Origin of the sequence: Pleurocapsa sp. FMAR1 (assembly GCF_963665995.1) — a bacterium.
GTDB lineage: Bacteria > Cyanobacteriota > Cyanobacteriia > Cyanobacteriales > Xenococcaceae > Waterburya.
Window position 1 is genome coordinate 5,235,485 of record NZ_OY762512.1, and the last position, 14,010, is coordinate 5,249,494.

The following is a 14,010-nucleotide window of genomic DNA, read 5'->3' on the forward strand; positions in this document are numbered from 1 at the left end:
TGTAATCAAAGCTTGAGGTCGATGAAATGGTAAATCCTAAAAATGAGTCGTCATATCAACATTTAGGTACAGGCTTATCTTTTCCATTGCAAACCAATGTACAGGGAGGACTTAAGCTAAGTGCTGAAGCTCAAAAAGTCAAAGAATCAATCTGGTTAATTTTGCGTACCGACCTAGGCGAACGCGTTTATCGCCCTGACTTTGGCTGTCGCTTGTCAGAACTAGCTTTTGCCCCCTTAAATAACGATACTTTACTCAAAATTCGGCTCTACGTGCTCGAAGCACTACAGACATGGGAGCCTCGAATTGAGGTTGATGAAGTTCGTGCAGATCCCGACACTGCTGGACGCGTTAACATTGTCGTTAACTACCATCTCAAGTCTTGTCCCGACCCCTACAGTTTTGTCTACCCGTTCTATTTAGTCTCAAAGGTGGAAAATAATGAACTTTGACTTTTTACCTCGGCTTCCCAGTTCTCGGCTGGACGACCGCAACTTTGATGATTTAGTAGAAGAATGCCTGTTGCGTATTCCCCGCTATTGTCCAGAGTGGACTGACCACAATGTTAGCGATCCTGGCATTACCCTGGTCGAGCTATTTGCTTGGCTCACCGACCAAATGCTGATGCGGTTTAATCAGATTCCCCGCAAAAACTATGTAGCTTTTCTAGAACTGTTGGGAATTCGTCTACAGCCGCCGATTCCGGCTCAAGTCAGGCTGACTTTTTACCTCAGCACTCATTTACTAGAAAACTACACCATCCCACGCGGAACAGAGGTGGCAACAGAGCGCACTGAAACTCAGGAGGCCATCATTTTCACTACCGATCAAGACTTGGTAATCGGTCAACCAACCATAAAACATATATTATCCGCACCAGATGCAGGCAATACTCCTCAATCGCTCCTCGATCGTTCCGAGCAATGGCATCGTCAACATAACGGTCTTACAGTGACTCACGAATTTGAACTATTTCCACAAAAGCCGCAGTCTGGCAATAGCTTTTATCTTGTAATTGAACCTGATACCAGTTTAGAAGGAAATGTGTTAGCGATCGCCTTTACAGGAGCACCAGGAACATCTACAGGCATAGATCCAAAGCATCCTCCCCGCAGTTGGGAAGCCTGGGACGGCGAGTCATGGATAAAGGTACTTTTGCAGGAAGCAGACGACACTACCAATGGCTTTAGCTTTGATGAGAATACGGCAGATAACGATAGCTTCGAGCAGAGTGGCGATGTAATTTTACATCTGCCCGAACGCTGGCCTACAGACGGTTTTAATGGCTATAAAGGTCATTGGATTCGCTGCATTCTCAGCGAATCTAGTCACCGCCAGCCAGGATATGCAAATTCTCCTCGGATTAAAACAATAGCGATGCGTTCGGTTGGCGGAGCGGTGCAGGCTAGTCAATGCGTTCTGGTAGAAGAGGAAATATTAGGGATCAGCAACGGGAAACCAGGGCAGAGCTTTGAAGTTGAGACTGCGCCCATTCTAGAGGGACGGGGAGGGGAGCAACTGCTTGTTCTTCCTCTGGGGAGGCCTCCCGAAAGCTGGCAGAAGGTTGAAGACTTTGCTGAATCAAAACCCCACGATCGGCATTATGTCGTTGATGCATTGGCGGGTACTATTCAGTTTGGACCATTGATTCGCGAACCGCAGACGCTGAAGAAGCAAACTCAAGCTCGTGCCTCTTTACAGCAGGTGCTGCCAGCAGAGCAATCGCCCAGTCAAAACCTTCACGAGCAAATAATTGAGCAACAGTATGGGGCAATTCCTCCCCGTGGTGCTGAAATTACGTTTACCTATCGTACTGGGGGAGGTAAACAGGGAAACGTGCAGGCGAACACGCTGAGATTTATGAAGACGGCAATTCCTTATGTAGACAGCGCGACCAATCATCATGCTGCCGTTAACGGTGCCGATGCCGAATCTCTCGAACGAGCCGTATTGAGAGTGCCACAGATACTGCGATCGCACGATCGAGCCGTCACTGCGGCAGATTTTGAGGCCTTAACTCTCAAGGGCAGCGGCGGGGCAATTGCCCGTGCATTGACTTTACCGATGTCCGCCAACCAAGCTGCTGGGAGCGTCAGCGTGTGCGTTGTGCCTCAAGCTAATACCGATCTCATCGATCTCGGACGCGGGATTACTCCAGATAACTTCAATTTAAATTCGGCTCTACGCGATCGAGTCTTGCACTATCTAAACGAAAGACGTTTGCTGGGTGTTCAGGTGCAGCTACAGCAGCCCAACTATGTTGGCGTATCGGTTCAAGCCGAAGTTACTTTGGAGCCTGCTTACAACAACCTAAGCGCTCAGGCCGAGATTATCCACAAACTCAAAGTTGCCCTTTATCGCTACCTTAACCCTCTAACTGGCGGTCCAGAAATGACGGGCTGGCCCTTTGGTCGCCCCCTTTATCCGTCAGACATAATGGTCATCCTTCAGCAAATAGCAGGAATTCAATACTTGGGGGCTATCCTACTGTTTCCTCTTCAAAAAAATGGGGAATCTTGGCACAGACAAACAACGCCTGTAAACTACATAGATCCTGGCCCTTTGGGTTTACTCTGCTCCTGGGCAGATCCACAGGCGCGTACAGGACATAGTGTGAATGTTCTGACAGACCAATCTGCAGTGAGGATTTAGGATATGGGGTCAACATCTACCTCCAAATCAGCCAGTCTTCATATCTCTCCTATGCACATTTCTGGAACCAATGCTCATGGAGGAGATCGAATGCTTGGGGAAGCCACAGAAGGCTTGCAACAGCAACCTAAAATTGTGGTTCATCCAGGAGAACTCTGTCGAGTTGCCCTTGAGATTAAAAACTGGGAGTCTCAACCTCAGCACCTCACTTTAAAGCTGGAGGGAGCATTCCCTTTAAAATGGTGTCAGCTACAGACGGATGTTGAAAGCGCACCTCAATTAGGGATAGCCCTACAAAACTCAGTGGCGCAAACGTCAGACACTTCGATGGAGGCTGCGATCGATAGTGTAACCCTAGAAGTGGCTGCCAAGAAAAGCAGATATGCTGACTTATGGTTTCTGATTCCTGACGATTTTTTTGAGGGGCAAGATGCCCTTCAGGAGAGCAAGGGAAATGAGCTCAACTTTCGAGGTTGCCTGTCGATTTATGCTAATCAAAGCCTGAGTCAGGGGTTAAGTCCACATCCAATTCAAGAATCAAATTTTGAGCTAAACGTTCGACCGAGGAGTACCTATACTACTTTTCTGCCAACAGTTTATCAAGAAGTTGATTACATTCATCGCTTCATCAACATTTTTGAGCAAGCGTTCGATCCAGTAGTGAATAGCTTCACTTCGATGTGGGCGCATCTAGATCCGCTGACTGCACCTCAAGCGCTCCTGCCGTTTCTAGCTCACTGGGTAGACTGGCCAATTGATGTAGAGCTAGATTTAACTTATCAAAGGCGGCTAATTCGACGCGCCGTAGAAATTTATCGGTGTCGCGGAACCCGTAAAGGACTTCGATTTTATCTACATTTATATACAGGTTTACCGCTCGACGAACACATTGACCGGGAAGCAGATAAATCAATCAGCATTACCGAACCCTTTGGTCAAGGATGTTTATTTGGATTAGCCTATGTAGGAGAAGATGCAATTATCGGTGGTGGTAAGCCTTATCACTTCGACGTGCGCTTACGCGCCCAGTTAAACAGCCCCCTTGATGAGCAGCTCGTACGGCGAATAATCGACCAGGAGAAGCCTGCATTTTGCTCCTACAGCCTTCGGATAGAGACAAACTAAATAAAAACAAACCTTTGTTGGGCATTCACCAACGGTGAGGAAGCCCCGTCGTTTTACGGCGGGGTCTCTCACCTAAAACTTATTTAACCGAATTAGCGTATCTAATTGGAGATATCTTTATGACCCATTCTTTTCCAAATCCAGCGATCGCCCCCATGCAGCGCCAACAAGTTAGAGATGGCTTGCTTTTAACTGCCGAGCGTTGGCAACGCGCCCATGACTATCAGCGCAAACGCCAAAATCTTCACTATCAGTCAATCAATCAGCCAGGGATTGTTTGCGGGTTGGGAGTATGGGTAATTCCAGCCCCAGAAGATGTTGCTGCTCAATATCGAGACAATCGCTGGGTGCAAATTCAGCCAGGAATTGCCATTGATTTAGAAGGAAATCCGATTATCGTACCTCATCAAATCAATTTTCGGATTGCAACTGAGTTAAAGGAGTCGGAACCTGTGACTGTTTATTTGGTAGCTCAGTATCGAGATCCCGATCACTTAGGGGCAAGCCCCGATCAAGAGGTTGTACAGGAAACTTTTAGAATTGACGAGAGAAGTCGTCCCCCTGAGCGGTCAGAGGTGGAGCTTTGTCGCGTCCTGCTGCGATCATCACAGCAGGAATTGCTCTGCACACCTGCCGATGTTTTTTTTCCAGGATATGGCGACTTAGACTTGCGTTATCGTCGTCAAGCACAGGCAAGACCCCAAGGCTTGGTTCAAATTGCCGAAATCAACTCAGATGATGAAGACTGTAGCCAAAATTTTTTTAATCTCACATATTTACTGCGCGCTGTTGAAGATATCTATCCATCCTTAAAAGGTGCAGAAACCGTTGATCGAGTCACTTGGGATGAAGATCTGCATCTTTACGAACTGTTATATTTGACTGGGCAACAGGATTTATCGCTGAATAACCATCAATTCTCGAAGCTTTCAAGCTACCTGAAGTCGGGGGGGACTTTGCTGGTCGATGCCCCCGTCAAGAGTACAGAACTGATTCAATCAGTCCAGGCAATAGCTCAAAAGTTGCAAACACCACTAAAGTCTCTACAAGAAGCCCGTCGTGACCATCCCTTGCGAATAAAGCCGTTTCTGTTTTCTGCGTTACCAATAATCGATGGAATCAAAATCCAACTCTTGTTTGGTGGGGGAATTATTCTAGCAATCGGCAATATAGGCGGATCGTGGGGATTAGATGAACAATTACAGCGATCGCGAACTGAGATTAGAACCGCTCAAGAGTTAGGGATAAATATTCTACATTTTGCTTGGAAACGCAAGCAGATGATCGATTTGCAATCTGAGTAGTGCTAAACAAGTAATGAAGCATTGTAGTAATGTTACAATTTCAAATAGCACCAATATAATTTTCTAGCAATTTTGAAAACGATAAAGTGTCTTGGCGAGCATTCCCTTGCGCCGACGCGGGCAGATGCGGACAAGTCCTTTCTCGCTGCTCTCCGTACCAAACGTGACACTCTTTGTCTTAACGTACGGTTGAATCGTTCAATATAGCTCGTTTGACTTTCTTGTTGAAACAGTCGCTCATGGAAGTTTCCCCCATGAGCGACTGTTTCGCTTTGACCACTGCCCGATGCCGTTTGTTAGATATTATTATTCCATAAGCTGCCCAAAAATTGGTGTGGGCAACTGCACACTGTCGATACACGCTTTGGTAAAGATGACCACAATTCTCTGGCTGCCTGTTCGTCGCGATCGCCAACGCGAGAGTCGAATAAGCCGAGGAAACCTCGGCATTTCGGTAGTGAAACAAAAATCTGTGGGGAGAGTCTAAAGACATTAGTAATCAAACCCTCGAAGGAAATGTGGTCGTTTATAAAAAAAACAGAAGAAAGGCTTTAGCCGCATCTACTGTCAAACAGATGATATTCAGATGGGAGATTGCTCGATTGGAGTCAGTTTAGATGCTTTAAGCGGATTAATCATAGCAGCTCGTGTCGGAAAACATAGCGATAGATTTCTCGAAGAACTAATCCTAAATACAAAGGGGAAAATTGTGATTACTTCACTGTCGCTCAAAGACGGAGCAAACCCTCTTTTTCTAATTTTTCTGCCTTGGCTAATTTGATTCCATTGGTCATCGACACAATAGAAGACAGCAATGATAAAATCTTCAGTATTAAACATTGTCCCATCGAGATTCAAAACATTATCATCTCAGATGGGATTTTCTTTTTCAAATTGAAAGTCGCACACGGCGTATTAGTTGTTTAATAATTTAATTATGACTAGAAATCAACTTACTTCAATGCTTAATACTCTATACAATTTATACAGATTTAACAATAGTTACTTTCTAGCTATTTGCTTATTGTGTTTATCTCTGGGAATGACTAATCCTGCTCAAGCAGAATATAAAAAACCCAAAACGCAAACAAGAAATGATGCGCCTAATTCTCAGACAACTAGTATTGCTGCTACTAGAGGAGTTTGTAATCTAACCTCTGATAGCCCTAAGCAAAAGGCTAATTTAGCTACCTTCACAGCTTTAGCCCCTTATAGTCATGTGGGACAATCTAGTGCTTCTCATCCTACTTTCACCTGGTATATTGGCGATCGCGAATCTTATCCCATAGAGTTTTGGCTTTATGAATTTGACCCTGCTAGTTATGACGGTAAAGGAAAACAAGTATATCAAGCTAAACTACCTAGTTCTGCGGGAATTATGACCCATACTCTACCCAAACAACAAGTTGGTTTAAGCCCAGGCAAAACTTATGTTTGGCAAGTTGCGGTTATTTGTAATCCCAACAGTCCTTCTCAATCGTTGGTAGTTGATAATCAGGTAAAAATAGTGGCAGCCGATCCTACTATCACAGCTCAATTAAATAATAGTCAGGATGCAAATCCTGTTACTAAAGCCAATATCTATGCTCAAGCTGGTTTATGGTACGATGCTCTAGCCGAAGTCGCAACTTTGCCCAACGATCCACAAGCTCAAGATTTTACCCTAAAGTTAATCTCTCAGCTAGCAGCTATAGAACAACCAAATAATAGTTCATCGGCAGAAAACGCCAAAGAAACCAAGCTAATCGAAACCCACCAACAAAACCTCAAACAAATCGTTGAGGCTTTACAAACAAAATAATCTAACGCTGCTGGAGCGAGATTCTTAAAAAGCTAATAGCTGATAGCTACTAACAGAATACATCAACGTCTATTAACTTCTATAACCAATTGCCAATTAGAATAAAGGGCGACCAAAAAGCAGGAGAAATATCTTTTTTGATTAAAGCTAACTGTGCTTTTTGTAAGGCTTGTGCTTTATTGAGATTTTCATCTTGCAAACCAAGATAAAAGTCTTTAACGACTATAGGAGTTATTTCATCGCTAATCGACCATAAAGAAGCTAAAGCACTACTCGCCCCAGCTTGAATGGCTACTCCTGCTAAACCTAGTGCTGCTCGTTCGTCGCCGACGGCGGTTTGACAAGCTGTGAGGGTAATTAGGTTAACAAGTTCGTTTTTCGTTGCCGTACTGCGAATGATGCGGTCTAGTTCGGGAATAGTAAGTTTTTCATTGTTTCCCGTAACCAGGAAAGTATCTTTTGGTTCAGAACTAAATTGACCGTGGGTGGCAATATGGATAATAGGATAAGATGTCTGGGCTAATTCCTGCTGCACTCGCTCTGGAGTAAAGTTAGCATTCAATAGTCCCTTACTCTCGGCAAAAAAACTTTCAACTTCGCTAATTTCCTGTTTGACATTGGGCAAGGGAGGAAAGGATTCATTATCTATTTTTGATGCTTGACTAAGACCAAGAGCTAGAGCTTTTAAGTCTTTCCTGTTTAAAGTAGCGGAACTGGTGAGATTTAAACTGGGAGTAGTGGCGATCGCATATTTTTCAATTAAAAATTGTTTGCCATCATGTAATGCAGCCATCGGTACGCTTCTGAGTAAACCATCTTGGATAAATACCAAAGTGGTTATTTGTTCTTGGTTTAAGTCTGCTGCAAAAGGTTGAATCAGCCAGCTATAAATATTCTGTCCCAAGGTCACATCGAATTGGGTGTAAAAATTCTCTAATCCTCGCCGAAATTGATTGATTTCTTGGGTAATAGCAGTTTTTCCTTTATTGCCATGCCAAACTATTTTAGTTTTACGTCCAGGAAAGCTAACAATTACCGCAGTACGGTCATCTAAAATAATGGTGCTGAAGTATGCCGTGTGAGGATTAGGGTCTAGCAGATCTACTTTATTGATGGTAGCAACATCATTAATAGCGCAGTCATTGCCAAAATAATTTTGTAGTTCAGCCAGTCTTAAAGAATCGACTGTAGTTAAAATTGAACTGACGTTTTTTATTTGTTGGGTTTGGCTTGGTTCGACTACTAAGACATTATCGGCGGTATTTAATCTTTGAGCGATTAAGCCACGATAGATCGGTTCGACAGTATCGCGGAAGTCAAATTGAACATCTCGATTAGCAGTTAGAATATTGTCGCGAATACTTTCTAGGGTAGCGATCGCCGTTTCATAGGCAGCGATCGCAGCCTCTGGCTTATCCTGAGCGAGTAAAATTCTGCCTGTTTGCCATTCCCAAAGGTAAAGACTATCTCTTTCTTTTTCTGCCGTTAAACGAGCTTTTTCGGTTAATTTCAGGGCTTGTTGATAGTCTTGAGAACATTCATAGGTATGTCCTAATTCCCCCAAAGCAAAAGAGGTTGCTCTGCTATCCTGCAACTGTTGGGCTATATCTACCCCCTGCTGTAATAAGGCTTGGGCTTTGGGTAAGATGTCTGCACCATAACAACTGGTAAAACTGACTTTTTCTGGTTGTAATAATCTAGCTAAATCAATAGTGGCATAAACAGTAGTTGATTCTGGGGGGAGGGTAGAAATTAAATTCAACGCCTGTTGTTTACTCTTTGCTGCTGCGGTGGAGTCTGATAAACGATAGTATAGAGGCAGAGAACTAATCAAACTCCGCACCTGTTCTAAAGAGTTTTGTTGTTGTGTCGCTAAATCCAGGCTAGTTTGAAAATAATCCAAAGCTATTTTGTCTTGTTGTTTGCCGTCTGCTCGTAGCTTCATCACAGGGCTATCAGGAGCATTTTCTACCCCCCTGCTGCCATAAATATCTCCTCTGCTGGCTGCTGATTCTGCTTGACGATAACTAACCTGTGCCAAACTGCTATAGGTGTTACCCAAACTATTTAACGCAGACATCTGTAATATTTGATTATCAGTGGCTTGAGCAATTTTTAAACTGGCTTTTAAATAATCAACTGCTTTGGCATAATCACCCCGCAGACGATAAGCCTCACCCAAACTTCCTTGAGCAGCAACTTCTCCTAAAGAATCTTTTATTTCTTGGGCAATAGCGATCGCCGAATTTTCAGAACATTGATTTTCACCACATAATAGCGCGATCGCCTGACGATGTTGCCCCATACTAGTATAAGCTTGAGCCAGTTCGGTAAGACTTCTACCTAATTGTTGCTTATTTCCTCTTTTTTGGTACTCATTTACTGCTTGTGACCAAAAGGCGATCGCTTGTTCGGTCTGTCCGATTTGCTGATAGACTCTAGCTAAATTTTCTAAAACTATAGCTGTATTGGGGTTATCCTTTGTTGCTTGGTAACTAGATAAAGCCTGTTGCCAAGATGCGATCGCTATTTGATATTTTCCTTGTTGATATGCGGTAACTCCCTGTTTTACTAAATCGCGATCAAGGACTTGAGCTTTAATCGGCGAAACTTGTCCTAGTGCCAGAGATATCGCCAAAGCGATCGTAAACAGAGTTGACCAAAAATGAAAAGAGCGACGCGCCATACAACTAATTTTTTAAACATTCGATGATATCTAAGATTATGCCGAAAATTGGCACTTTAATAGTAGGAAATAATAAAGGAATTAACCAAAGAGAAATCAGATTAAAATTATAATTCATTATTCAGCGATTTTTTCAGCCAAAAAATAAAAAGAAGTATCGACTAAGCGATGCTTCTTTCGTGCAAAATTAAGATTATTTTAAAAATCTAAATCTGATAAATCACTGTCAATAATGTGTATGACCACGAGCAACAGAACCAAAATTAATCAAGTCATTTGTAGTTTTAGCAACTTCGGATGTAGATATTATGAGTACGTAATTATACGCTTAGTCAGTCAAAACTCGACGTAAAAGTTTACTTATACACATAGTTACAGTTTAAAATTCATTAAATTAAGTTGAATAATTCTGATTATACGAGAGAGCGTTGTTTTTTGTCCGTTTGCTGTGGCAACGCCAGCTAGGAGATAAAGGCTTTGCTTAAAAATGCCAAAACCAACCTTTATTTGCCATCCAGGTAAGTTCACAAATCGTACCTTTAGGTTCACGAGGATAACGTTTAAACTCTCCTCTTAGTTGCTTGGCTAAATCATTTGCTTGTTTAGTTCCGCCACCTGAGTTTTTGTTCTTACTATCTAAACCAATGCCATTATCTTCAACCCGAATGATGCTTTTATTATCTTTTTGCTGACAGATTACTTTCAAACGAGTCACACCTTCAGCATATTTGCCAACATTGATAATTGCTTCTTCTAAAAATCGACATAAGCTACGTTTTTGTTCTAGTGTTAACTTATTTGCATCAATACTATCTTCAAAATTGTTTATTTTAAACTTGATAGTTTTAAAATGAGGGTAATCAAGGATTATAGTATTGCTATATACCTGATAGAGAATTTCTTTTAATGGACATTGCAGCTCGACTTCAGATTTTCCGATGTGAATACTATTGCCGTCAACAACGGTTTCTTTTTCAATTAAGTTGCCAACATCCCGTAGTTCTTCATTTAAGATATGTAATTCTTTGACCAGCCAATCTTCTGCTAGCTCTTTTGAATAGGCATCGCGTAAAATCTTTTTAAGAGTCTGTATGGGGCGATTGTGAATGGTAGAAGACATATATTCAATCATATATTGTCGCTCTTTTAGTTGAAATTTTAAGTTTTGGCGATCGCGATAAAACATTGAAGCTGTTAAACCTAAACCGTTCAGAAATAGCACCAATACAGCAGGAACTACTGGCAACCATAAACCATATTCTAATAACAATAAATAGCAAATCAAAGCAGCTAAAATACTGCTGATCAAAATTACCGTTGCTAATTTCCAAGGGGATTCGTTTAATAGCCTTGCCAAAGCAATTCCTAAAAATCCCCAGGCAAAAATCCAGAGATATTCCCCACCATCATGCCAAACCCACAGTAACGGTCTATTATTCAAGACTGCATTAATAATTTGACTAACAGCATGAGCTTGGATTTCTACACCGTAGATAAAGCCAGTATTATCAGAACGTACAGCATTAGTACTAACATCATCTCTAGCACTCAAGGCAGTAATGCCAATTAAGACAATCCGATTTTTAATCCAATCAGGCTGAACCTTACCCTGCTTAATGTCTGCTAGTGAAACAATCCGAAATGGATGCTTACCACGGCGAAAGTTCAGTAGAATTTGATTTCCCCTCGCATCTGTCCTAATGTATCCCCCTGTCTGGGGATTAACTCTAGTCAATTTAACTTGACCCACCTGCATGGTTTCAGGATCGTCGGAGGCATTTTCCAAAGAAATATTTTTAGTGGCTAAATACTGTTCGACTAAGCGAATTGGTAGAGAAAATTTAAGCTCATTGTTATTTACTACGGTTAATAAATTACGGCGTAAATTTCCATCTTTATCTAATAAAACATCGACAAATCCAATTTGTTCTGGGGTCAAAGCATCAGGTGGTTTGATCACATCAATACGTGAATTTTCTTGGCTTGATAATACTTTTTCAATCCCAATAATGTTCTTTTGCGCAAATACTTTGTTTAATTCAGCATGACCAGGCTCTTGGGGTTTATCTCTAACTATATCGATACCAATGACCGCAGGATTGTAACTTTCAAGAGTAGTGATTAAATTAGCTAATTCTCGATCTGATAGAGGATATGTGTCTAAATTGTTAATATCTTGCTCATTAATACCAACAATCAAAATTTGGTTATCAACAGGTTCTGGGCTTCTTAATCTTAGAAAAGTATCTAACGCAGCTAGTTCCAAAAATTCTAAACCACCTAAAGCCCTTACTAAAAAAACTAAAAAGATTACGGCAATACCTGGCATTGCTCCAGTACGCCAAATAGCTATTTCCTTTTTTACTTTTTGCCACATTTAATTACCAAAAAATTGGTTTTAGACAAATATTTTAAAATAAGATAGTTTAATTTAATCAATTAAGCCTATTTCTCTAGCTTGCTTTTCAGTTTGTAACCGTAAGTTTTTATCGTCTTCTGGATAAACTTCTAAAGCATCTTGAATCTTAGTCCAGTAATTTCTGACGGTTCTTTCGGCAATACTCATTTTTTTAGCAATTTCTTTATCAGTTAAAGATTGATTAAAAGCTAATTCTAATAAATTATGCCATTCTTCTTTTAATTCTAATCCTGTACGCATTTCTTTGGGGGTAAAATTGATTCCCTGTAGTGACCATTCAACTTTAGTCAACATCTGGTCTATTGGTTCACTTTTATCTGCTACTGTAAAACCACCTTCGTGTTCGTTAATCTGAGGACGCAAACGAATTAAAGCCCTCGCATCAGCACTTTGAACCACAAGATTGAGGGAAGGGTATTTCTCCATGATGGTTCTCAGCAGTTTTATGCCTGTTTCTGGCTGAGGTTTATTACCTAATTTTTCAGGTAGTGAAAGATCGCTAATCACTACGTCTCGATCGGGAAAACTATTTAGCTTTTCTAAAGCTTCTTGAGTTGTTTTTGCTTTGATAATATCAGCACTAGAATATTTACTAAAAATTGCGTCTATAGTTCCATTAATTACGGCATCGTGATCGTCAATGACTAATATTTTAGTAATCTTATTGATTGTGTTCATTTCTATTTGTTATTACAATATTTGTCAACTGGAGTTTAAATGCTAATAGCTTTACCATTTAAAATACCAAATATTACTAACTTTGCTCAATATGTTTTGACAACTACCAAAGGTTAAACATTCAAAGGATTTTTGAAGATACTTCAACTCTTGTTGGTGTTTTTTGGGCAACTGTTTATTTGCTCCTGGCTCGACAAAAGTAATTTTTAGCTGATTATGATGATTAATTTGATTTTGTTTCAAGTCAATAACAGTTAAATTATAAGAATGATTTTCTGCTAGTTGAATACTTAATAGTTCCGCTAAAGTATTGAATGTGATCGAGTCGTGGGCTGGAGATTTTTGTCGCCAGTTTAGAGGTGAGTTTAATTCAAATTGACGTAAAGGAAATTGTTCTCGCCATTTAGTTACCAAATATTGTAAGGCAAAAGGTAATCCTTCATTAATATATGGAGGAGAAAGGCGATCGCTTAATTCTTTGAGAGTAGAATGAAAATGTTCTAGTTGTGCCACACATTTTTGACGAGACGAGCTAGCTAATTCATTTGGCTTGAGCGAAGATAGTTCTAAATTACGGCGTATGGCAAAAGATTCTTGTAGTAATTGCTCGCGAATCAAGTTTGCCTCAGACTCCAATTGTTTTAATACCTTTTGATACCACCATTGCAATGCTTTGTCCACTCCATACCTCAACTAGATAATTCCCTATAAAACTATTTTTAACCGTAGAATTATAGTTTCTCTATCGTTTTCGATAGTAAATAATATTTTATTAATTATTAAATGAGATGTAATGCCTAAAAGTGCCAAGTTTTCCCCAATATCTGTTCTATCAATATTTTTGGCAGTGTTGCAAAAAGCGGAGATAAAAGTAAAAGAGAATAGATAAACCTCAAATTAACTTGTCTTTTTTCCACTTTTACACAGCTATCCCGAATAGAGAGTGAATAAACTTAATTTGACCTAGAATATCTTCTTTCTCTACATTCTTGATTTTACCTTTACAAATTATGTTTATCGATTCACATCTAGAAATAGTGCGATCGCTTCAAGACGATTCCTCTCCAAAGCTATTGAGCAAGAACATTTAGATGTAGTCAGAGTGATTAATATAGATAAAGCAAAAGCTTGTCCCAAGGCGATGGAAGAGAAGGAGTCTGGATTATTGCCCGAATCTGTTGAACATCGAGCAGTTAAATACTTGAATAATTTGAGCGAACAAGATCATCGTTACACGAAGGTGTTACAATAGATTTACTCAGAAAATACGTCAAAAACCTACGATTTTCCCCCGCTAAACCCTGTTCAAAATTCAGCCTATCACTCTTCTGTGAGGGTCTTCTTT

General features: G+C 40.8%; 10 protein-coding genes and 2 pseudogenes. 6 read left to right on the top strand and 6 right to left on the bottom strand.

Translation table 11 applies throughout. The features are described 5' to 3' along the window. Window positions 1–26 precede the first annotated feature (26 nt). The 4 genes from SLP02_RS25420 (at window position 27) to SLP02_RS25435 (ending at window position 5,081) form a co-directional block, all read left to right on the top strand. Window positions 27–452 (top strand): GPW/gp25 family protein, encoded by a 426-nt coding sequence (locus tag SLP02_RS25420; RefSeq protein ID WP_319423486.1) that lies wholly within the window; start codon window positions 27–29, stop codon window positions 450–452. Continuing rightward, complete coding sequence (locus tag SLP02_RS25425) at window positions 442–2,652, top strand: putative baseplate assembly protein (RefSeq protein WP_319423487.1); 2,211 nt, start codon at window positions 442–444, stop codon at window positions 2,650–2,652. Before SLP02_RS25420 ends, SLP02_RS25425 begins: the two co-directional genes overlap by 11 nt. A 3-nt stretch (window positions 2,653–2,655) precedes the next feature. Beyond that, on the top strand, window positions 2,656–3,777 hold the full coding sequence (locus tag SLP02_RS25430) for a phage tail protein (protein ID WP_319423488.1): 1,122 nt from the start codon (window positions 2,656–2,658) through the stop codon (window positions 3,775–3,777). A gap of 119 nt (window positions 3,778–3,896) precedes the next feature. After that, window positions 3,897–5,081: a DUF4159 domain-containing protein gene (locus SLP02_RS25435; protein ID WP_319423489.1), complete on the top strand. Its 1,185-nt coding sequence runs from the start codon at window positions 3,897–3,899 to the stop codon at window positions 5,079–5,081. A gap of 149 nt (window positions 5,082–5,230) precedes the next feature. Here the strand turns inward: SLP02_RS25435 and SLP02_RS25440 are convergent. Then, window positions 5,231–5,497, bottom strand: a pseudogene (locus SLP02_RS25440) (hypothetical protein); the annotation flags it as partial. Window positions 5,498–5,786: 289 nt separating this feature from the next. Beyond that, a pseudogene (locus tag SLP02_RS25445) lies at window positions 5,787–5,921 on the bottom strand (IS982 family transposase); the annotation flags it as partial. A 97-nt stretch (window positions 5,922–6,018) separates the two neighbouring features. Between SLP02_RS25445 and SLP02_RS25450 the strand changes: the two are divergent. Beyond that, window positions 6,019–6,882 carry a DUF928 domain-containing protein gene (locus SLP02_RS25450; protein ID WP_319423490.1) on the top strand — a complete coding sequence of 288 codons (864 nt, stop codon included), beginning with the start codon at window positions 6,019–6,021 and terminating at the stop codon, window positions 6,880–6,882. A gap of 79 nt (window positions 6,883–6,961) precedes the next feature. Here the strand turns inward: SLP02_RS25450 and SLP02_RS25455 are convergent, their stop codons facing one another. The 4 genes from SLP02_RS25455 to SLP02_RS25470 all read right to left on the bottom strand — a co-directional run bounded on the left by SLP02_RS25455 (window position 6,962) and on the right by SLP02_RS25470 (window position 13,346). Beyond that, window positions 6,962–9,568, bottom strand: coding sequence for a CHAT domain-containing protein (locus tag SLP02_RS25455; RefSeq protein WP_319423491.1), 2,607 nt, complete (start codon window positions 9,566–9,568; stop codon window positions 6,962–6,964). Between the two features lie 481 nt (window positions 9,569–10,049). Further along, the gene (locus SLP02_RS25460; protein WP_319423492.1) at window positions 10,050–11,945 is read right to left on the bottom strand and encodes a sensor histidine kinase; all 1,896 of its coding nucleotides are present in this window, start codon (window positions 11,943–11,945) and stop codon (window positions 10,050–10,052) included. Between the two features lie 54 nt (window positions 11,946–11,999). Next, a complete protein-coding gene (locus SLP02_RS25465; protein ID WP_319423493.1) occupies window positions 12,000–12,665 on the bottom strand; it encodes a response regulator transcription factor in 666 nt (221 codons plus the stop codon). A gap of 51 nt (window positions 12,666–12,716) precedes the next feature. Beyond that, window positions 12,717–13,346, bottom strand: a complete 630-nt coding sequence (locus tag SLP02_RS25470; protein WP_319423494.1) for a hypothetical protein — start codon at window positions 13,344–13,346, stop codon at window positions 12,717–12,719. A 391-nt stretch (window positions 13,347–13,737) separates the two neighbouring features. Here SLP02_RS25470 and SLP02_RS25475 point away from each other — a divergent pair, with 391 nt between their 5' ends. Continuing rightward, window positions 13,738–13,917 (top strand): DDE-type integrase/transposase/recombinase, encoded by a 180-nt coding sequence (locus SLP02_RS25475; protein ID WP_319423732.1) that lies wholly within the window; start codon window positions 13,738–13,740, stop codon window positions 13,915–13,917. Window positions 13,918–14,010 lie beyond the last annotated feature (93 nt).